The sequence below is a fragment of the Stenotrophomonas sp. ESTM1D_MKCIP4_1 genome (assembly GCF_003086895.1).
Classification (GTDB): domain Bacteria; phylum Pseudomonadota; class Gammaproteobacteria; order Xanthomonadales; family Xanthomonadaceae; genus Stenotrophomonas.
Genome location: NZ_CP026004.1, coordinates 2,065,258 through 2,085,424 on the forward strand (window position 1 = coordinate 2,065,258; position 20,167 = coordinate 2,085,424).

The 20,167-nt window shown below is 67.3% G+C and carries 16 protein-coding genes and 1 pseudogene; all 17 read right to left on the reverse strand.

Annotated features, from left to right (window positions below; all coding sequences use genetic code 11):
• Positions 1–2,268 carry a methyl-accepting chemotaxis protein gene (locus C1924_RS09550; protein WP_108765077.1) on the reverse strand — a complete coding sequence of 756 codons (2,268 nt, stop codon included), beginning with the start codon at positions 2,266–2,268 and terminating at the stop codon, positions 1–3.
• Positions 2,269–2,369: 101 nt separating this feature from the next.
• A complete protein-coding gene (locus C1924_RS20310) occupies positions 2,370–2,636 on the reverse strand; it encodes a hypothetical protein (RefSeq protein WP_159094780.1) in 267 nt (88 codons plus the stop codon).
• Between the two features lie 307 nt (positions 2,637–2,943).
• The gene (locus C1924_RS09555) at positions 2,944–5,310 is read right to left on the reverse strand and encodes a methyl-accepting chemotaxis protein (RefSeq protein ID WP_108765078.1); all 2,367 of its coding nucleotides are present in this window, start codon (positions 5,308–5,310) and stop codon (positions 2,944–2,946) included.
• Between the two features lie 96 nt (positions 5,311–5,406).
• Entirely contained in the window at positions 5,407–5,790 is a 384-nt protein-coding gene (locus C1924_RS09560) for a hypothetical protein (protein WP_108765079.1), read from the reverse strand.
• A 138-nt stretch (positions 5,791–5,928) separates the two neighbouring features.
• Positions 5,929–6,420, reverse strand: coding sequence for a chemotaxis protein CheW (locus C1924_RS09565; protein WP_108765080.1), 492 nt, complete (start codon positions 6,418–6,420; stop codon positions 5,929–5,931).
• Between the two features lie 372 nt (positions 6,421–6,792).
• Complete coding sequence (locus C1924_RS09575; RefSeq protein ID WP_108765081.1) at positions 6,793–7,566, reverse strand: flagellar brake protein; 774 nt, start codon at positions 7,564–7,566, stop codon at positions 6,793–6,795.
• A gap of 180 nt (positions 7,567–7,746) precedes the next feature.
• Positions 7,747–9,987 (reverse strand): methyl-accepting chemotaxis protein, encoded by a 2,241-nt coding sequence (locus tag C1924_RS09580; protein ID WP_108765082.1) that lies wholly within the window; start codon positions 9,985–9,987, stop codon positions 7,747–7,749.
• A gap of 382 nt (positions 9,988–10,369) precedes the next feature.
• Positions 10,370–12,370, reverse strand: coding sequence for a chemotaxis protein CheA (locus C1924_RS09585; protein ID WP_108765083.1), 2,001 nt, complete (start codon positions 12,368–12,370; stop codon positions 10,370–10,372).
• Positions 12,371–12,421: 51 nt separating this feature from the next.
• A complete protein-coding gene (locus C1924_RS09590; protein ID WP_070207889.1) occupies positions 12,422–12,787 on the reverse strand; it encodes a response regulator in 366 nt (121 codons plus the stop codon).
• Entirely contained in the window at positions 12,784–13,092 is a 309-nt protein-coding gene (locus C1924_RS09595; RefSeq protein ID WP_108765084.1) for an STAS domain-containing protein, read from the reverse strand. The genes C1924_RS09590 and C1924_RS09595 overlap by 4 nt, the downstream gene beginning before the upstream one ends.
• 362 nt (positions 13,093–13,454) lie before the next feature.
• Positions 13,455–14,669, reverse strand: a complete 1,215-nt coding sequence (locus tag C1924_RS09600; protein ID WP_108765085.1) for a chemotaxis protein CheW — start codon at positions 14,667–14,669, stop codon at positions 13,455–13,457.
• Positions 14,666–15,448, reverse strand: coding sequence for a ParA family protein (locus C1924_RS09605; protein WP_108765086.1), 783 nt, complete (start codon positions 15,446–15,448; stop codon positions 14,666–14,668). The genes C1924_RS09600 and C1924_RS09605 overlap by 4 nt, the downstream gene beginning before the upstream one ends.
• Before the next feature lie 145 nt (positions 15,449–15,593).
• Positions 15,594–16,472, reverse strand: a pseudogene (gene motD / locus C1924_RS09610) (flagellar motor protein MotD); the annotation flags it as partial.
• Position 16,473: 1 nt separating this feature from the next.
• Positions 16,474–17,214, reverse strand: coding sequence for a flagellar motor protein (locus tag C1924_RS09615; protein WP_108765088.1), 741 nt, complete (start codon positions 17,212–17,214; stop codon positions 16,474–16,476).
• A gap of 101 nt (positions 17,215–17,315) precedes the next feature.
• On the reverse strand, positions 17,316–19,151 hold the full coding sequence (locus C1924_RS09620; protein ID WP_108765089.1) for a chemotaxis protein CheA: 1,836 nt from the start codon (positions 19,149–19,151) through the stop codon (positions 17,316–17,318).
• A gap of 2 nt (positions 19,152–19,153) precedes the next feature.
• Entirely contained in the window at positions 19,154–19,759 is a 606-nt protein-coding gene (locus C1924_RS09625; RefSeq protein ID WP_108765090.1) for a protein phosphatase CheZ, read from the reverse strand.
• Positions 19,759–20,151 carry a chemotaxis response regulator CheY gene (gene cheY / locus C1924_RS09630; RefSeq protein ID WP_053520063.1) on the reverse strand — a complete coding sequence of 131 codons (393 nt, stop codon included), beginning with the start codon at positions 20,149–20,151 and terminating at the stop codon, positions 19,759–19,761. Before cheY ends, C1924_RS09625 begins: the two co-directional genes overlap by 1 nt.
• Positions 20,152–20,167 lie beyond the last annotated feature (16 nt).

The window sequence follows — 20,167 nt, forward strand, 5'->3', positions numbered from 1 at the left end:
TCAGAATTCCTGCCAGTCACTATCGCTGGGGGCGACGGTGCTGGAGCTGGAGCTGGGACGACGGGCAGGCGGCGCGGGCTGCGGACGGCGCGTCGCCACGACCGGCGGGGCCGGCTCGATGCGGGCGGTGACCGCCTTCACTGCGGCAGCGACCTGGTTGTCGAGGCGGAAGATCGCCACAGCGTCGGCCAGCTGCGCGGCCTGGTCTTCCATCGCCCGTGCAGCGGCGGTGGCTTCTTCCACCAGCGCGGCGTTCTGCTGGGTGGTTTCGTCCATCTGCACCACGGTCTGGTTGACCTGCTCGATGCCGGCCGACTGTTCCTGCGAGGCGGCGGAGATCTCGGCCATGATGTCGGTGACGCGCTGCACCGAGGCGACGATTTCACCCATGGTGCTGCCGGCCTGGTGGACCAGGCTGGAACCCTCGGCGACCTTGCCGACCGAATCATCGATCAGGCCCTTGATCTCCTTGGCGGCGGCCGCCGAGCGCTGGGCGAGGGTGCGCACTTCGCTGGCCACCACGGCGAAACCGCGGCCCTGTTCGCCAGCACGGGCGGCTTCGACGGCGGCGTTCAGCGCGAGGATGTTGGTCTGGAAGGCGATGCCGTCGATGACGCTGATGATTTCGGCGATCTTCTTCGAGGACGCTTCGATGGCCGACATGGTGGTGACCACCTGGCCGACCACTTCACCACCCTGCGAGGCAACGCCGTGTGCGCCGATGGCCAGCTGGTTGGCCTGGCGGGCGTGTTCGGCGTTCTGGCGTACGGTGGAGGTCAGTTCTTCCATCGACGCCGCGGTTTCTTCCAGGTTGGCGGCCTGCTGTTCGGTGCGGCGTGACAGGTCGGTGTTGCCGGAGGCGATCTCGCCAGCGGCCAGGGTGATGCTGGAGGCGCTGGCCTGGATCTGGCCGACGATCTGGGTCAGCTGGCTGACGGTGCTGTTGGCATCGTCACGCATGCGCGCGAACACGCCCTGGTAATCGCCGTGCATGCGGGTGGTGAGGTCGCCTTCGGCGATGGCCGAGAGCAGCTGCGAGAGCTTGCCCAGGTTGTCATCGCTGACCGCCATCATGGCGTTGAGGTTTTCCAGCATCAGACGGAAATCGTGATCGAAGCGCTGGGAATCGCCGCGCCGGCTGAAATCACCGGCGGCCGCGGCGGCGGCCAGCTGCTTGATCTCGGCATTGATGCGGCCGAGGTTGGCTTTGACGGTGTCCACGGTCGTGGTCATGGCGGCCTTCTCGCCTGGATAACGGGCGATGTCGCGGCTGAGATCGCCGACGGCGTACTGCTGCACCACATTCAGCACGTCGTGCAGGGTCTGCACGTGGCTGCCGACCAGGGCGTTGGTTTCCTGCACCATCAGGCCGTACTCGCCGGGGAAGGCGCTGGCGTCGATGCGGTAGCTCAGTTCACCCGCATCGTGGCGGCTGGCCATCTCGCGCTGGCCGCTGATGACGGCGTGCAGCTGCTGCTGCATGCCGGACATGGCGTGCAGCAGGCGGCCGGTCTCATCCTGTGGCTGCGGGCCGATGTGGCTGTCCAGCCGGCCTGCGGCGATGCCTTCGGCAACGGCGGTGGCCTGCTTGAGCGGGCGCGCGATGCGGTTGCCGATGATCCAGCTCAGGCACAGCACGATCAGCACCAGCGCGCCGCCGGACAGGGCCATCACGCCGGTAAAGGCCCAGGCTTCGCGCTGCACGTCATCCATGTAGACGCCGGTGGTGACCACCCACTGCCAGGGCGCGTACATGCCGGCGTAGGTGATCTTGTCGATGAGGCCTTCGCTGCCGGGCTTGCCGGTCTTGTAATAGGTGAAGCCGCCGCCGAGGCGGGCCATGCCGACCTGCAGGTAGTAGATCGGCACGCCGTCATCGGAGGTGTAGTCCTTCTGCACGGTGCCGACGCGCTTGGGTGCGAACGGGTGCATCAGGACGCGGTACTGGGTGTCCAGCACGTTGTAGTAATCGGCATCGTTGTTGGCGCGCATCACGTTCAGCGCCTGCAGGGCGGAAGCCTTGGCGGCCTCTTCGCTGAGTTCGCCGCTGTCGCCGAGGCGCTTGTAGTGGTCGAGTACGCCGTAGGTGAGTTCGACCTGGGTCTTCAGGGCGTCCTTGCGGGTCTGGGTCAGGTCCAGGTACTGCATGCGGGCGGCGATGACCGACAGCGCGACCACGCCGATCGCGATGAGCAGCGTCAGCAGGTTGAGCTTGCGCCGGACGGAGAGGTTGCTGAAGTAGTGTTGCCAGCGATGCAGGAGGTTCATGAAGCAGGCCAGGTCGAGACGGGCGGGCGGCGCCAGTACCGGTCATGGCGCGACCGGCCGTGACAGAACGGTTATCGGCCGGGGGCGGGGAGATTTGAGGGTTACGCACTTTGCGTATTCAGGGTTCCTTGCAGCGGCGGCTGCGGCGCTGCCTGCGGCAGGCTTCTAACAGCAACGGCAATAGCGGTTGGTCGGCGCTTCGTCAGGTCGAGGGAGGCAGGCCGGCCTGCCTCTTCGTGCATCGCGCGGCCGGACGGCAGGAGCGGTGTTGTTGTCGGGGCGGAATTGGGGGTCAGAGCCGTTTTCCTGCGGAAAACGGATCTGACCCCGGAAGCGTGCAGTTGTTGCTCTTGCTTTTCTTTCTTCATTCCGGGGTGGACGCGCGGAAAACTGTCCGAGGCCGGGTGGGTGGGTTGCGCGGGGGCGTGAGCCGCATGGATGCGGCGACCGAGCTTACATGGACGTACTTGCAGCGTCCCCCGGCGCAGCCCACCCGCCCGGCCAACCCACAAAATCCCAGCACGATGCGCATCCACCCCGAGGGGCTTCGCCGTTGGCTGTTGATCCGGGATCCCCGTAAACGAACACGCCCCGGCACGGGCCAGGGCGTGTTCGGAACATCTGGGGTCGGAGCCCTTTTCCTTTGGAAAAGGGATCCGACCCCGGGGGCAGGAATCAGAACTCCTGCCAGTCCCCGTCCGCCAGTTCTGCAGCCATCGGGCGGCCACCGGTGCTGCGGCGCGCCGGCGGTGCGGCCGGTGCCGGTGCCGGGGCGGCAGCGCGCGGTGCCGGGGCGCGCGGGGCGACCACGGTCTCGGCTTCGTCCACGACGAAGATCGAGACAGCTTCGCTCAGCTGGCCGGCCTGTTCTTCCATCGCCCGTGCGGCGGCAGTGGCTTCTTCCACCAGCGCGGCGTTCTGCTGGGTGGTTTCGTCCATCTGCACCACGGTCTGGTTGACCTGCTCGATGCCGGCCGACTGTTCCTGCGAGGCCGCGGAGATCTCGGCCATGATGTCGGTGACGCGCTGCACCGAGGCGACGATCTCGCCCATGGTGGCGCCGGCCTTGTGCACCAGCGCAGAGCCGTCGTTGACCTTGCCGACCGAATCATCAATCAGGCCCTTGATCTCCTTGGCGGCAGCCGCCGAGCGCTGGGCGAGGGTGCGCACTTCGCTGGCGACGACGGCGAAACCGCGACCCTGTTCGCCGGCACGTGCGGCTTCAACCGCGGCGTTCAGTGCGAGGATGTTGGTCTGGAACGCGATGCCGTCGATGACGCTGATGATCTCGGCGATCTTCTTCGAGGACGCTTCGATGGCCGACATGGTGGTGACCACCTGGCCGACCACTTCGCCGCCCTGCGAGGCCACGCCGTGCGCGCCGATGGCCAGCTGGTTGGCCTGGCGGGCGTGCTCGGCGTTCTGGCGCACGGTGGAGGTCAGTTCTTCCATCGACGCCGCAGTTTCTTCCAGGTTGGCGGCCTGCTGTTCGGTGCGGCGCGACAGGTCGCTGTTGCCGGAGGCGATTTCGCCCGCCGCCGAATTGATGGCGCGGCTGGACTGCTTGATGCGGGTGACAATTTCGCTCAGCTGCGCGGCTGTGGCGTTGGCATCGTCACGCATGCGGGCGAATACGCCCTGGTAATCGCCATGCATGCGTACGGTCAGATCACCCTGCGACAGGGCAGCCAGCAGCCCGGAGATCTGTTCGATGCTGCCGGCATTGGCGTCCAGCAGGCCGTTGATCTGCTGGGCAAGCTGCAGGAAGAAGCCTTCCTTGCCGATGGAATCGATGCGGCCGGACAGGTCGCCTGCGGCGGCCTGGGCGATGACGCGTGCCACTTCAGCTTCGACCTGGGCTTCCTGGGTGCGGTCGCGCCATTCGACCACGTAGCCTACGGTGTCACCGGCTTCGTTGCGGATGGTCGATGCCACCTGGGCAAACTGCGCATCGCCGTACTGCATCGGGCGGCGGGCAACGCCATGGGCCTTGAGGTTGGCCACCAGGGTCGCGTCCATCTCGCCGCGGTGTTCCAGCACGGTCACCGGCTTGCCGACCAGCGACGCCTGTGCGTCGAAGTCCGGCAGATCGCGGCGCACTTCGTCTTGGTACTGCGCCAGCGTCTGCTGCAGGGCGCGGTTGCTGTAGACGATGACGTTGTTCGGGTCGGTCAGGTACACGCCGGTCGAGCTGGAGTCCAGTGCGGTACGGATGCGCAGGTTCTCGCGGGCGACGGCGGCATCGGTTTCGATGCGTTCGCGCAGGTCGCGCTGCATGCGCTGCATGGCCTGCATCAGTTCGCCCACTTCGTCCTGGCGGCTGACGTCGATATGGCCGTCGAGCTTGCCGCCGGCCACGTCGTTGGCGACCGAGACGGCGCCACGCACGCTGCCGACCAGGGCACGGGCAAACAGCCACACCAGCACCAGGCCCAGCGCGGCGCCGCCGAACAGGGCGATCACCATCAGGGTGGCGGAGGCGGAGTAGGTGGACGATGCCTCGTCACGCGCGGCGCGGGACAGGCGGTTGTCTTCGGCGATCAGCGCTTCGAGCGAAGCGGTGGCCTTGCGGTGCTTGGTACGGGTTTCACCGACGAAGGTATCGATGGCATCGTCAGGCAGCTCCAGTTCCAGCATCTCGTTGACGCTGTTGTAGGAGGCGACGGCGTCCTTCCAGTCGTTGGCGAAGGTGTCGAACAGCTTCTTCTGCTGCGGGTTGTCGATCAGGGTCGGGTAGTCCTTGATCGCCTTGTCCAGCTTGGTGCGCAGTTCAGCGACGCGGGCGTGGGCGTCGGCCTTCACATCGGCGCTGGCGCGGACCAGCTGCTGGTATTCGGAGTTGCGGATCTCACCGATCATGCCGCGCATCTCGCCGGCCATGCGGATGCTCTCCATCCGCGTGCCCGCCAGCTCGGTGGTCACGTTGTTCAGCGAATGCAGGCCACGATAGGCGACGATGCCCTGCAGCAGCATCACCAGCAGGACGACGCCGAAGGTCAGCAGCAGCTTCGGCATCAGTTTGAGGTTGTTGATCCACGGCATGGGCGTTGCGATCTCCTAAGGCAGACGCGCCCGGGCGTCTGGCCCGGTTGCAGCAGACCACGCCGGCAAAGCGCCAGCGTGGTGATGGACAGCGGATTACTTGATGTTGGCCAGCTTCAGGCTTGCCGGCGAGCTGACTTCGATTTCAGCGCGCGAGGCATCGCGCTGGATCTTGCCGAGCACGCACACGGTCTTGCCTTCCAGGGTTTCCAGCGGGAAGTTGAACTTGCTGCGGTTTTCGCCGGCGATGCGGGCCGAGAAGGTGTGGCGCGGGAAGGCGCCGCCCATGTACAGGAAGGTCGGCTGGCCTTCAGAACCTTCGGCGAAGCGGGCCTTTTCGACCTTGCCGCAGACCATGCCGTCCTTGCCGACCGAACGCGGGGCCAGTTCCGGCGGGATCATGTCGGCCGCCTGGGCGAAAGCGGAGGACGCGGTGGTGGCCAGGACGGCGGCAGAGACGAACGCAAGCAGGGACTTCATCGGGGTGGTTCTCCGGGGATGTGGGATGGTCGATCCGGTTCTGCGCGCTCCTGCGCGACCGGGCTTCTGTCCCCCTATCGGCACGGCTGCGGGGAACTGAAGGGCGCGGTTGCAGAAACGTGAGGGAAGTCCGTGCGGTCAGGCCGCGGCGTCTTCGACCACGCTGGCCTGGCCCATGTCGGCGCTGTCCAGCAGGGTCTCGATGTCCAGCAGAATCAGCATGCGGTCGTCCTGCGTGCCGATGCCGGAGATGAAGCGGGTATCGACGGCGGCGCCGAATTCCGGGGTGGGGCGGATCTGCTCGGCCGACAGCGGAATCACATCCGAGACACTGTCCACCACGATGCCGACCACGCGGTCTTCGACGTTCAGCACGATCATCACGGTGAAGGCGTCGTAGCGCGCGTTTTCCAGGCGCAGCTTCAGGCGCAGGTCGATGACCGGAACGATGGTGCCGCGCAGGTTGATGACGCCCTTGATGTAGTCCGGTGCGTCCGGCACGCGGGTGACCGCGTCGTAGCCACGGATTTCCTGCACCTTGAGGATGTCCACGCCGTAGTGCTCGGCGCCGAGGGTGAAGCTGAGGAATTCGCCGCCGGCGCTGGCGGTGGAACTGGTCTTGTCGTTCATCGAGGGGTCCTGGTCTGCCGGAAGTCCCGGTGTCAGGCTCGATATCGGCCTTGCGCGGGGGGACTTTAGGTGGTCCGGGACGTCATCCACGCATGGCGTGGATCTACCGGGGTGTTGGGCATCCACGCATGGCGTGGATCTACCGGGGTGGTGGGGATCCACGCATGGCGTGGATCTACCGGGGTGGTGGGCATCCACGCATGGCGTGGATCTACCGGGGTGGTGGGCATCCACGCATGGCGTGGATCTACCGGGGTGGTGGGCATCCACGCATGGCGTGGATCTACCGGGGTGGTGGGGATCCACGCATGGCGTGGATCCACCGGGGTGGTGGGCATCCACGCATGGCGTGGATCTACCGGGGCGCCGGCACTACATCTCGCCGTTCTGGCGTGCCTTGCGCTGGCGGTCGATGCGGAAGATGTAACGCTGGATGGCACTGTCGCCGCCGCGTGGCAGATCGTCGAAACGCATGCCGATGCGCTTGACCTCGATGCCGTTGGGCTGCCGCTGCGGCAGCATGTTGCAGACCACCAGGCTGATCGGCAGGTCGGGGCCATCGGGCATCGACAGCAGGGCGTTGTAGCGTTTCTGCAGGCTGAACACTGCGCAGTCGCTGGGCACGGCGACCGCCAGGCCGCCGCCGCTGATGTCGACCACGCGCATGGACAGGGCGTCGCTGCCGGCTTCACCGGCGGGGAGGGTCAGCTGCGGTGAATCGGTGATGGGGGTTTCCAGCCGGTACAGTTCACGCCGCTGCAGATGCACCAGTTCTTCGGGCAGCGGCGCGCGGAACGCCACGTGCCCATCGTTGTTCACCCGCTGCAGGCCCTGCAGACGGAACCGCACCAGTACCCGTTCCAGCTGTGCGAAGCAGAGCAGGTGGTCGGCCTGTTCGGCTGCGCGGTTGGAGGCCTCCTGCGGGCTGCCATCGAGCAGCAGGACATCCTCGTCTTCGTCCAGGTCGAGCAGGGCGGTGGGGAAGGACCGGTCCCGGCCGTCGATATGGGCATTGATCAGCGAGCGGTGCTCGATCAGTGAGCGCAGCAGCTGGCGCAGCTGGCGGGGATTGCGCACCAGAAAGCGTTCGTCGGCGGCGTCGGCCGCGTGGGCATCGTGCAGATCAGTGTCGTGGCCGTCGGACATGGAATCTTGGTTCTGGGGCGGGGGCCGACACGCGCTGGCGCGCGGCTTGAAAGCAGTATCGGCCGGGATTGGAAATTATGAAGTGTGAAGTTCATCACTTTCCATGGTGTTTTGTGATCCCGCGGGGTCAGAGCCCCTTCCCGATGAGAAGGGGCTCTGACCCATTGCCGGCCTCGCCCGTCAGAACTCCTGCCACTCACCGTCGCCGGCCAGCGCGGGCTGTGCGACCGGCTTGCGTGCCCGTGCCGGGGCCGCGCTGCTGGCCGGGGCCGGCCTACGTGCGGGAGGCGTTGCAGCGACGGCGCGCGGCGCGGCGGCGCTCAGCCCGGGCGTGGCCAGGCGGAAGCGGGCCACGGCTTCGCCCAGCTGCGCAGCCTGGTCTTCCATCGCCCGTGCGGCGGCGGTGGCTTCTTCCACCAGCGCGGCGTTCTGCTGGGTGGTTTCGTCCATCTGCACCACGGTCTGGTTGACCTGCTCGATGCCGGCCGATTGTTCCTGCGAGGCGGCGGAGATCTCGGCCATGATGTCGGTGACGCGCTGCACCGAGGCGACGATCTCGCCCATGGTGGCGCCGGCCTGGTGGACCAGGCTGGAACCTTCGGCGACCTTGCCGACCGAATCATCGATCAGGCCCTTGATCTCCTTGGCGGCGGCCGCCGAGCGCTGGGCGAGGGTGCGTACTTCGCTGGCGACGACGGCGAAACCACGGCCCTGCTCACCGGCACGGGCGGCTTCGACGGCGGCGTTCAGTGCCAGGATGTTGGTCTGGAAGGCGATGCCGTCGATGACGCTGATGATCTCGGCAATCTTCTTCGAGGACGCTTCGATGGCCGACATGGTGGTGACCACCTGGCCGACCACTTCACCACCCTGCGAGGCAACGCCGTGCGCGCCGATGGCCAGCTGGTTGGCCTGGCGGGCGTGCTCGGCGTTCTGGCGCACGGTGGACGTCAGTTCTTCCATCGACGCCGCGGTTTCTTCCAGGTTGGCAGCCTGCTGTTCGGTGCGGCGCGACAGGTCGCTGTTGCCGGAGGCGATCTCGCCGGACGCCAGGGTGATGCTGGAGGCGCTGGCCTGGATCTGGCCGACGATCTGGGTCAGCTGGGCGACGGTGGTGTTGGCGTCGTCGCGCATGCGGGCAAAGACGCCGTGGAACTGGCCGTCCATGCGTGCAGTCAGGTCGCCTTCGGCGATGGCCTGCAGCAGCTGCGAGAGCTGGCCGAGGTTGCCATCGGCCACCTGCATCATCGAGTTCAGCTGTTCGATCATCACCTTGAAGTCGTGGTCGAAGCGAGCGGCATCGCCGCGCACGCTGAAATCACCTGCGGCAGCCGCATTGGCCAGCTGCTGGATCTGCGTGTTGATGGCCAGCAGGCTGGCCTTGGCCGCATCCATCGCCTCATGCAGGAAGGCACGGGTGCCCGGCAGGCGCTGCGCATCCTGGGTCAGGTTGCCGGCGGCGTACTGGTTCAGGACGTCGATGGCGGCGCGGATCGAATCGAGGTGCTCGAAGATGACGGTGTTGATGCCGCCGGCCAGCTGGCCATAGACGCCGGGGAAGTCCTCGGGGATGCGATGGCTGATGTCCGGGCCGGCATGCATCTGCGCCATCAGCTGGGTCTGCTCGGAGAAGCGGCGCAGCATGGTGGTCATCTCGCTGGTGGCGCTGAGCATGCGACCGGCTTCATCCTTGCTGGTGGCCTGGGTGGTCACGCTGAGGTCGCCACGGGACACGGCCTGGATGGCGGTGAGTGCCTTGCCGAGCGGGACGGTGACCGCGCGCGAAATGACCACGGCCAGTGCGGCGGCGACCAGCGACAGCAGCACGATGCAGCTGACGACCGCGATGATGCTGTTGCGGTGGGTGGCATTGGCGGCGTCGATCTTGCCCTGCATCTGCGTGCCGAGGAAGGCGCTGAGTGCCTTCAGTTCCTCGAAGGCCTTGCGGCGCGCCGGACGGGACTGCTCATCGGATACCTGCTGGGCCAGCACGCCGTCGCCAGCGTTGGCGGCCGCGCGCAGCTTTGCGTTGGCGGCGAAGTAGGCGTCCACACCGGCCTTCACCGGCTGGTACAGCGCGCGTTCCTTGTCACCGGTCGGCAGGGCGGCGTAGGCGGCCAGCTCCTTGCGGACGATCCCGGCGCTGTCGTCCATGCGCTTGTTGTAGTCGGCCACCTTTTCCGGCTGGTCGAGCATGGTCAGCAGGGCCATCTCATAGGTGCGGAACTCGCCAAGCTGCGAACGTACTTCGCCCAGGTGCTGCACCGAGGGAATATCGTTGCTGGCCATTTCGCCAAGCTGGGTGTTGGCTTCGCTGAGGCGGACAAGAGCAAACAGGCCCAGGACCAGGGTCATCAGCGTTGTCAGGGTGAACCCCACGGCCAGCTTGCGGGCGATGGGCAGATCATGGAACCACTTCATGCAGGGGATGCTCCAGGTGGGCAGGGGGCCGGCGCGCAGGCGGGGCCCGGGAAATGCAGAGGGGAACGGTGGTGCCGGTGGGGGTTCGGTGACGGCCGTCAAAGCGAGATAGCGGCGTGGCCTGCGCGGACTTTATGGATGGATGTCACATTAGTTTCTGTCGCGCCAAAGCGTGCGAAAGCCTTGTGGGGCGGGCGCTTTCGATTGATGGTGTGGTTGCAGGAGAAACCGTGCGGGCGACGGAGATCACAGTGCGCTGGAGGTTGGGGTCAGAGCCCTTTGCTGCGCAAAGGGATCTGACCCCGGCGACCCTTGGGTGCCGACACAAACAAAAACCGCCGCCCGTGAGGGCGGCGGTCCGGATGCTGCGCGGTGCGTTGGGTCAGGCGGCCTGCGGTACGCGCAGGGAGCGCACCAGGCCGCCGATGTCGACGATCAGCGCGACACGGCCGTCGCCGAGGATGGTGGCGCCGGAGACCCCGCCGATGCGGCGGTAGTTGTTCTCGATGTTCTTCACCACCACCTGCTGCTGGCCCACCAGTTCGTCCACTTCCAGGGCGATCTTCTGGCCATCGCCTTCCACCACCACCACCAGCGATTCGCTGTGGGCGGTGCGGGCGCCATAGCCGTAGTACTCGCTCAGCGACAGGATTGGCAGGTATTCGCCGCGTACGCGCAGCACGCGGCCATCGCCGGCCATGCTGCGGATGTCTTCAGGCTGCGGCTGCAGCGCTTCCAGCACGTAGGCCAGCGGCAGGATCAGGGTTTCGCCGGCCACGGCCACGGTCATGCCGTCGAGGATGGCCAGGGTGAGCGGGAGGCGGATCAGCGTGCGCGTACCGCTGCCCAGGCTGCTTTCGATCTGCACTTCGCCGCCCAGTGCCTGGATGTTGCGGCGGACCACGTCCATGCCCACGCCACGGCCGGAGAGATCGGTCACGGCATCGGCGGTGGAGAAGCCGGGCTGGAAGATGAGGTCCCAGACCTGCGAGTCGGTCGGGTTGTCCGGCACGCTCAGGCCGCGTTCCTGCGCCTTGGCCAGGATCTTGTCGCGGTTCAGGCCGCGGCCGTCGTCGCTGACTTCGATGACGATGTGGCCGCCCTGGTGAGATGCTGCCAGGGTGATCGTGCCGGTCTCATCCTTGCCCGCATCGCGACGCACGTCCGGCATTTCCAGGCCGTGGTCGATCGAGTTGCGGACCAGGTGCACCAGCGGATCGGCGATCTTTTCGATCAGGCCCTTGTCCAGTTCGGTGCCTTCGCCGACGGTACGCAGGCGCACCTGCTTGCCAAGCCGGGTGGACAGATCGCGGACCAGGCGCGGGAAGCGGCGGAACACCGCATCGACCGGCAGCATGCGCACGCCGATCACCGCTTCCTGCAGGTCGCGGGTGTTGCGCTCAAGCTGGTCCAGGCCGGCGAACAGGCTTTCAGCGTGCACCGGGTCCAGTGCGTGCGAGACCTGCTTCAGCATGGCCTGGGTGATGACCAGTTCGCCGACCAGGTTGATGAGCGCGTCGACCTTGTCCACGCTGACGCGGATCGAGGTTTCGGCTTCCTGGTTGCTGCTGCCGGATGCAGCGGGTGCGGCTGCGGCGGCAGGAGCCGCCGGTGCAGCGGGAGTGGAAGGGGCAGTGGCGGGTGCAGCGGGTGCCTGGGTGGCCAGGCTTGGCGGTGCGGCCGGACGGATGTCCAGTTCGCAATCGTCCAGCACCCAGGCAAAGGTGTCTTCGATCTTGCTGCGCGGCACCTTGCCGACCAGGCCGAGGTCCCACGCCAGGTGGGCCTCCAGCGGGTCGAGCTGGGCAAAGCCGGGCAGGCGTTCCATGCGCGCGGCGACCTGCAGCGAACCCAGATGTTCGAGCTCGCGGATGATGCGCAGCGGGTCGTTGCCGCTCATGAACAGCGATGGCGCCGGGGTGAACCCGATCTGCCAGGCTTCAGGCGTGTCGTCGACCTTGGCTGCAGGGGCTGCCGGGGTGCTGGCGGCGGCCTGGCCGGACAGCACCGCTTCCAGGCGCGCCTTTACTGCGGCGACGGCGGCCGGATCGGCGGCCTGCCCGTGTTCGGCCTCGCGCAGCAGGGCGCGCAGCACGTCCACCGAGGACAGCATGGCATCCACGGCGGCAGGTTCCAGCGCACGCTTGCCGGCGCGCAGCTCATCCAGCAGCGTTTCCAGTACATGGGTCAGGCCGGCGATCGCATCAAAGCCGAAGGTACCGGCGCCGCCCTTGATGGAGTGTGCGGCGCGGAACACCGAATTGATGATCTCCGCGTCCTGTTGTCCCGATTCCAGGGCCAGCAGGCCGGCCTCCATCGCATCGAGGCCTTCGCGGCTCTCCTCGAAGAAAGTGGCGTGGAAGCGTTGCAGGTCCATGCTCATGGCAGAGGCAATCCGGAAACGGGGGGTAGGGGGCTCAGACGTGCGGGGCGATCAGCCCAGCACCTTCTGCACGGTGGCGACCAGCTGTTCGGGGTTGAACGGCTTGACCAGCCAGCCGGTGGCACCGGCGGCCTTGCCCTCGGACTTCTTGTCCGCGGCCGATTCGGTGGTCAGCATCAGCATCGGGGTGAACTTGTAGTCCGGCAGCTGGCGCAGTTCGCGGATCAGGCTGATGCCATCCATGTTCGGCATGTTGACGTCGGTGACCACCGCGTTGAAGCGCTGGCCCTTGGCGCGACCGAGCGCGACCGCGCCATCTTCGGCTTCTTCGACGGCAAAACCGGCCGAGGTGAGGGCGAAGGAAACCATCTGGCGCATCGACGCCGAATCGTCCACCACCAAGATACGTGCGCTCATGCAGCGTTCTCCACAGATTTCAGGTTGTCATGGGGTACGTCCAGGCCCAGGGCCTGGGTGACGCCCAACAGGCGGGCGGCGTCACGGAAGGTTGCGGTGCAACCGTGGAAGCCGGTGCCCAGGCCCGCCTCGCGGCGCGCCTGCACGAACGCACACAGCACCTGCACGCTGGCCGTGTGGATGCGGCCGACCTGGCTTGCGTCCAGGGTCAGCTCGTCTGCTTCCGCCACGAGGGGCGAAAGGCGGTTCTTGAGCTCGGTGCTGTTCTCGATGCCGAGATCGTCACCTAGTTCGACAGTGCTCATCGTTGCTCCGGACAAACGGTTCCGAGATCCATAACGGCACCTGGCGGGGGTTCTTTAGGGTTGAATCGGCGGGAGGGGGCATCCACGCATGGCGTGGATCTACCTGGCGGGGTGGGGTGAGGGGCATCCACGCATGGCGTGGATCTACCTGGGGGGTGGGGTGAGGGGTATCCACGCATGGCGTGGATATACCTGGGGGGTGGGGTGAGGGGTATCCACGCATGGCGTGGATCTACCGGGGTGGTGGGGTGTGGGGTATCCACGCATGGCGTGGATCTACCGGGGTGGTGGGGTGTGGGGTATCCACGCATGGCGTGGATCTACCGGTGTGCAGTAGATCCACGCCATGCGTGGATGCGGCGTCAGCCCAGCAGGCGGGTGGCGTCGAGCAGGATCATCGGCCGCTGGCTGATGCGGGCCACGCCACGGAACAGGTCGTTGGAGATCTGGCAGATGCGCGCCGTATCGGGGGGTTCGATCTGCGAATCGGTGAGATTGGCCACATCTTCGACCGCCGACACACGCAGGCCCAGCGTTTCGCCATTCTCTTCCAGCACCACGATGCGGGTCTGTGCATCGTCTTCAGCCGTGACCGTGCCCAGGTGGATGCCCAGGTCCATCACCGGTACCACCTGTCCGCGCAGATTCATGATGCCCAGCATGGCTGCAGCGGTGCCGCGCAGTGGCAGCAGGGGCACGGGCAGTACCACTTCCTGCACCTTCAACAGCTCCAGTGCATAGGCCTGGGTGCCGCAGCGCAGGCGCAGCCAGCGTGACGTGCGTTCGGCAGCGCGGCGGTTGTGCGGGTGGGTGCCGTGTGGTGGCTGGTGGGCCTGTGCCTGCAGTTCCTGCCAGCTGCCGGGGCGGTTGCCGGCCGGCGCATCCAGGGAGACGCGCGGCGGCGGTGCGGCGGTTCGGCTGGCCGGCGGCGGTGCGGGGCGTGGCGCCGCCGGAGCGGGTGCGGCAGCTGCGGCAGGAACATGCGGCGGAACCGCCCCGCCGACGGCGGCGGCCTCGAAGGCGGCCTGCAACGCCGGGCTGTCGGTGTGCGCCAGGTGATGGCTCTCAGCGCCGTCGGTTTCGTAGATCACTTCGTCCGGCAGGTCGTCCCAGGTCGGCTTGGCAGCGGCCGGTTCTTCGCTGGATCCGGACGCTGCTGCGCTGTCACCGGTCTCGTAGATGACCTCGTCGGGCAGGTCGTCCCAGGTCGGTTCGCGTTCGGGCGCGGCGACGGCAGCAGCCTCGAAGGCTGCTTCCAGCGAGGCGTCATCCGTGGCGACGGCTACGGTGCTGTCGCCGGTCTCGTAGATGACCTCGTCGGGCAGGTCGTCCCAGGTCGGCTCGCGTTCGGGCGCGGCGACGGCAGCCGCCTCGAAGGCGGCTTCCAGCGAGGCGTCATCCGTAGCGGCGGCTACGGTGCTGTCGCCGGTCTCGTAGATCACTTCGTCCGGCAGGTCGTCCCAGGTCGGTTCGCGCTCGGGCGCGGCGGCCGCAATGGCAGCTGCCGGTGCGGCAATGGCCACGGCTTCGCCCAGCAGTTCGTCCAGATAGTCATCCAGCACGCCGGAGGTGTTCATGCCGCCTGCTCCAGGGCGCGTGCATCCTCGCCCAGAATCCAGTTCAGGGCGCGGCGATAAGCGGCCAGGCCACGACCCGGGTAATCCTCGCCCACGCTGGGCAGGGTCAGGCCGGCGGCGTTGCTGATGCGGGTATCGATCGGAATGGCGTCTTCCCACACGCGGGCACCGTGGCGGTCCTGCATGCTGCGCAGCGATTCGTTGCCGGCGCGGGTGCGGCGGTCGAACAGGGTCGGCAGGATCGAAATCGGCAGCGGGCGGCGGCGCGAGCGTTCGACCATCTCGCCGGTGCGCACCATGCCATCCAGACCGTGCAGGGCCAGCGGCTCGGCCTGGGTGGGAATGATCAGGCGGTCGGCGGCGGCCAGCGCGTTGATCATCAGCAGGCCCAGGGTGGGCGCGCAATCCAGCAGGATGTAGTCGTGCTGGCCCTGGTGGCGGGCCAGCGCATGCTGCAGCGCCAGGCCAAGACCGGGCTGGTTGGCGCTGCGGCGTTCCAGGGTGGCCAGCGAGGCCTGCGCGCACACGTAATCCAGGCCGCCGATGCTGCTGGGGTGGGTCAGTGCGGTCAGTTCGACCGGCGGTGCAGCGAACAGGTCCAGTACGCCGGCCGGCGCCGGCTCGACCGGCACGCCGAAGGCGCGGGTGAGCGAGGCGTGCGGGTCCAGATCGATCAACAGCACGCGGTGGCCCTGTGCGGCCAGGCCGCGACCGAGGGCGAGGGTGGTGGTGGTCTTGCCGACTCCACCCTTCTGGTTGGCGACTGCCCAGATGCGCATCGGTTTACTCCTTCATTGCCGGGGGAACGGCGGCGCCGACACGGCTGCCAGCCGGCACCGGCGGCAACTGCACCGGTGCGTTGGGGGAAACGGGGTTGGTGCGGGGGGCGGCGGCATCGGCGGGCGTACCCGCTGCGCCATCAATGCCACTGGCGGCCGCGTTGAGGCGAGTGCCCAGCGGGTCGACCGCGTGGCTGGTGTCGGCCAGGATGATGACCATCACCCGCCGGTTGCGGTTGCGGCCCTGCGCGCTGTCATTTTCCTCGCGCGGGCGGAACTGGCCATAGCCGACCATCGCCAGCCGGGAGGGCTCGACGCCCTGGTCGGCGAACAGATGCACGACGCTGGCGGCGCGGCCGGCCGACAGTTCCCAGTTGGACGGGAAGGCGGCGGTGGCGATCGGCACGTTGTCGGTGTGGCCTTCCACGCGCACGCTGTTGGGCACGTCGCGCAGGACGTCGGCCAGGCTGGCCAGGGTCTGCCGCGCATGCACGTCCAGCGCGGCCGAGCCGGTCGGGAACAGTATGTCGCTGTTGATCTCCACTTCGATCCACAGCTCGGTGCGGCGCACGCTGATCATGCCGCGGTCGATGAGCGGCGACAGTGCGGCGGTCAGGCGATCGGCGATGCTGTTGAGCTGGCGCTCGGCGCGGGCGATCTGTTCCTGGTTGTGCACCGACACCGGCATGCGCATCTGCGAGGCCATCGCCGGCAGCAGGGTGGGGTCGTGGGTGGGTGCCGGGGCGGACGGGCCGATCTTCGTGCCCGACTTGATGACCGACGGGCTGTCCCAGCCGCCGCCCTGTACCTGCTTGTTGCCCACCTGCACCGGATTGATGGTGCGCGGCGCGCCGCCGAAGGCATCGGTGAGGGCGTCAGCCATGATCCGGTACTTTCCCTCGTTGACCGAGGAAATGGCATACATGACCACGAAGAAGGCAAGCAGCAACGTCATCAGGTCGGCATAGGGGATGGCCCATGCCTCGTGGTTGGCGTGCTCTTCGTGGTGCTTGCGGCGGGCCATGTCAGTGCAGGAAACCGGTGAGGTTGGTTTCGATGTTGCGCGGGTTTTCGCCCTGGGCAATCGAGATCAGGCCTTCGATGACCATTTCGCGGTCGCGGGTGTTGTGCGCGATCACGCCCTTCAGCTTGGCGGCGATGGGCAGGAACAGCAGGTTGGCCGAGGCGATGCCGTAGATGGTGGCGGTGAACGCGGCGGCGATGCCGTGGCCCAGCTTGCTCGGGTCGGCCAGGTTCTTCATCACCGCGATCAGGCCGAGCACGGCACCGATGATGCCCAGGGTGGGGGCATAGATGCCCATGGCCTCGAAGACCTTGGCCCCGGCCTGGTCCTGGTGTTCCTGGCTGCCCAGCTCGATTTCCAGCATGTGCCGGATCGATTCGGGTTCCACGCCGTCGACCAGCAGCTGCAGGCCTTTGCGCAGGAACGGGTCGCGCTGTGCTTCCACCTGCGATTCCAGGCCCAGCAGGCCCTGGCGGCGGGCGATGTTGCTCCACTCGACAATCTGCTTGATCAGTTCCTGGCGGTCGCTGTGCGGCGGGCGCACGACCCAGCGCACGATCTTGAAGGCGTGCTTGAACACCGCCGGTGCGGTGTGCAGCAGGATGGCTGCCACGGTGCCGACGATCACGATCACGAAGGCCGCCGGCGACCACAGCGAGGCCAGGCCGGCGCCCTTCAGGATGCTGCCACCGACCAGTGAGGCCAGGGCCAGAAAGAGTCCAATGAGGCTGAGTCTATCCATGGGTCCGGTATCGGCTTATGTGAATGGGACTTGAGACACCGGGTGATCGGGTACAGACGGTAGTCACAGTTTTCGGGGTGCCGGGCGATCCCCGGCGGGCTTCAACGCAATCCGTCCACGTCGAGAATGAGCGCCATGCGACCGTCGCCGATCAACGTGGCGCCGGCATAGCCGCGCAGGCCGCGCAGGGCCTTGGGCAGCGGTTTGATGACCACTTCCTCGCGGCCGCGCACCTGGTCCACGACCAGCCCGAAGCGGGCTTCACCGGCCTGCAGCACGACGATGGTCAGCAGGGTGGAGGCGGCCGGGGTCACATCCAGCCACTGGCGCAGATCGACCAGGGGCAGGGTGTGCGAGCGGCGGTCCAGCACGGCACGGCCATCGAACCAGCCCAGCGAGGTGCGCGGGGCGTGCAGCACTTCCATCACGCGGGCCAGCGGCAGGGCGTAGACATCCTCGCCGGCCTGCACCAGCAGGGTCGGCAGGATGGCCAGGGTGAGCGGCACGCGGATCAGGAAGCGGCTGCCACGGCCCAGTTCGGACTGGATCTGGATCTGTCCGCTCAGTTCGCGGATGCGCGACTGCACGACATCCATGCCCACGCCACGGCCGGAAATGTCGGTGACCTGCTGCTTGGTGGAAAAGCCGGGCAGGAACACCAGGTGCAGGCACTCTTCGCTGCTCAGGCGGGCGGCGGCTTCCGGATCGATCAGGCCCTTTTCGCGCGCCTTGGCACGCAGCTTTTCCGGGTCGATGCCGGCGCCGTCATCCTGCACCTCGATGCTGACGTAGTCGCCTTCCTGCTGCGCGGACAGGCGCACATGGCCCATCCGCGGCTTGCCCTGGGCTTCACGCAGGTCGGGCATTTCCACGCCGTGGTCGATGGCGTTGCGCACCAGATGGACCAGCGGATCGGCCAGCGCTTCGACCAGGTTGCGGTCCAGTTCGGTTTCGGCGCCGATCAGTTCCAGGTCCACTTCTTTCTGCAGCGAACGGGCGACGTCGCGGGCCACCTTGGGGAAGCGCGAGAACACTTTGCCGACCGGCTGCATGCGGGTGCGCATGACCGCCGACTGCAGGCGTGCGGTGGCGATGTCCAGCGTCGACACGGCACGGTCCAGCTCCTCGTCACGCAGGCGCGTGCGCAGGGTCTTCAGCCGGTTCCGTGACAGCACCAGTTCGCCGATCAGGTTGACGATGGCATCCAGGCGCTTGGTGTCCACGCGCACGGTATGTTCGGCTTCGGCCACCGGCTTGTTTGCCGCGGGCTTGGCCGCTGCACGCGGGGCCGGTACGGCCGCTGGCGGGGCCACCACCGGGACGGCGGCCACCGGCTTGGCGCCGGGTACCGCGCCGCCATGCAATTGGTCGAGCAGGGCCTCGAATTCGTCTTCGCTGATCAGGCCGTCGTCGGCCTTCTTTGCCGGAGCGACTGCTGTGGGGGCGTTGCCGCCGTGCAGCTGGTCGAGCAGGGCCTCGAATTCGTCATCGGTGATCAGGTCGCTGCCGGCGGCGGCCGGGTGGGCCGCTGCAGCGGTACCCGCTGCCGGCGCCGCACTGCCGTGCACATCGAACTGGGCGATCAGCTCCGGCGGGGCGTAGCCCGGCTCGCTGCCGGCGGACACCGCGTCGAGCATCGACTGCAGGTAATCCAGCGACTGCTGGGCGGCATCGAAGTGATGGGCCTGCAGCACGGCCTGGCCGGCACGTGCCGCACCCAGCGCTTCTTCCGCGGCATGGCACAGTTCGACCATGGCGGTGATGCCGAGGAAGCCGGCGCCGCCCTTGAGCGTGTGGTAGCCCCGGAAGACCGCGTTGAGCTGGTCGTTGTCCCGCGGTGCCTGTTCCAGCGACACCAGCTGTTCGCCCAGGCGATCCAGGATTTCCTGCGCCTCGATGATGAAATCGGCAGTGATGTCGTCGGCAACAGCGCTCATGCTTACAGCCCCAGATCCGACAGCAGGTCGTCGGCGTCGTTCTGCGAGACCGCGTGGCGGTCCAGCCCCTTCAGTGCCGGCCCGGCCAGTTCCGGGTCGGTGCGATGCTGTTCCGGCGGCAGGCCGAGCGCGCCGAAGCCTTCGTGCACGCGGCGGACGATGCCGACCACGCGACGGATGATCTGGCCGGTCAGGTCCTGGTAGCTCTGGGTCAGGGCGATTTCGGTCAGGTTGTGGCGGATGCGTTCAAGCTGGGCATCCTGGCCTGGCTGCAGGCCGTCGGCGCGCAGCTGTTCGGTCAGGGCCCGGCATTCCTCGGCCAGGTCCAGGGTGCGGTGGGTCGCCTGTTCGGTCATGGCCACCACGTGGTCCAGGCGGGCGCAGGCGTCGTCCAGCTCGCCGGCCTCGTCGGGCACGGTCGGCAGTTCGCCCAGCGCCTGGCCCAGTTCGCGGGCCAGCCGTGAAAGGCCGCTCATCATCGGCTGGGTGCGCGCGGCCACCAGGCTGTCGATGCGCTGGCGCCAGGCGGCCTCGTCACCCGATTCCAGGGCATCCAGAGCCTCCTGCAGGCGCAGGGCGAGGGCACTTCTGTCGACCGGGGTATCCATCAGGCGCTGGCCGCCAGGCGCTCGAAGATCTTGCCGAGCTTTTCTTCCAGGGTCTGCGCGGTGAACGGCTTGATGATGTAGCCGTTCACGCCGCTCTGGGCGGCTTCGATGATCTGCTCGCGCTTGGCTTCTGCGGTGACCATCAGTACCGGCAGCGTCTTCAGCTTGGCATCGGCGCGGATGGCCTTGAGCAGTTCGATGCCGGTCATCACCGGCATGTTCCAGTCGGTGACCACGAAATCGAACGGCTGGCTCTGCAGCATCGACAGCGCGGCATGCCCGTCCTCGGCTTCGGCGGTGTTGGTGAAGCCCAGATCGCCCAGCAGGTTCTTGACGATGCGACGCATGGTCGAGAAATCGTCGACGATCAGGATGCGCATGTTCTTGTTCAAAGCAGAGTTCCTTTGT

Bases quoted from the DNA above. Each gene is read 5' to 3' on its own strand.
- C1924_RS09550 (WP_108765077.1), bottom strand. From the start codon at position 2,268: ATGAACCTCCTGCATCGCTGGCAACACTACTTCAGCAACCTCTCCGTC.
- C1924_RS20310 (WP_159094780.1), bottom strand. From the start codon at position 2,636: ATGAAGAAAGAAAAGCAAGAGCAACAACTGCACGCTTCCGGGGTCAGA.
- C1924_RS09555 (WP_108765078.1), bottom strand. From the start codon at position 5,310: ATGCCGTGGATCAACAACCTCAAACTGATGCCGAAGCTGCTGCTGACC.
- C1924_RS09560 (WP_108765079.1), bottom strand. From the start codon at position 5,790: ATGAAGTCCCTGCTTGCGTTCGTCTCTGCCGCCGTCCTGGCCACCACC.
- C1924_RS09565 (WP_108765080.1), bottom strand. From the start codon at position 6,420: ATGAACGACAAGACCAGTTCCACCGCCAGCGCCGGCGGCGAATTCCTC.
- C1924_RS09575 (WP_108765081.1), bottom strand. From the start codon at position 7,566: ATGTCCGACGGCCACGACACTGATCTGCACGATGCCCACGCGGCCGAC.
- C1924_RS09580 (WP_108765082.1), bottom strand. From the start codon at position 9,987: ATGAAGTGGTTCCATGATCTGCCCATCGCCCGCAAGCTGGCCGTGGGG.
- C1924_RS09585 (WP_108765083.1), bottom strand. From the start codon at position 12,370: ATGAGCATGGACCTGCAACGCTTCCACGCCACTTTCTTCGAGGAGAGC.
- C1924_RS09590 (WP_070207889.1), bottom strand. From the start codon at position 12,787: ATGAGCGCACGTATCTTGGTGGTGGACGATTCGGCGTCGATGCGCCAG.
- C1924_RS09595 (WP_108765084.1), bottom strand. From the start codon at position 13,092: ATGAGCACTGTCGAACTAGGTGACGATCTCGGCATCGAGAACAGCACC.
- C1924_RS09600 (WP_108765085.1), bottom strand. From the start codon at position 14,669: ATGAACACCTCCGGCGTGCTGGATGACTATCTGGACGAACTGCTGGGC.
- C1924_RS09605 (WP_108765086.1), bottom strand. From the start codon at position 15,448: ATGCGCATCTGGGCAGTCGCCAACCAGAAGGGTGGAGTCGGCAAGACC.
- C1924_RS09615 (WP_108765088.1), bottom strand. From the start codon at position 17,214: ATGGATAGACTCAGCCTCATTGGACTCTTTCTGGCCCTGGCCTCACTG.
- C1924_RS09620 (WP_108765089.1), bottom strand. From the start codon at position 19,151: ATGAGCGCTGTTGCCGACGACATCACTGCCGATTTCATCATCGAGGCG.
- C1924_RS09625 (WP_108765090.1), bottom strand. From the start codon at position 19,759: ATGGATACCCCGGTCGACAGAAGTGCCCTCGCCCTGCGCCTGCAGGAG.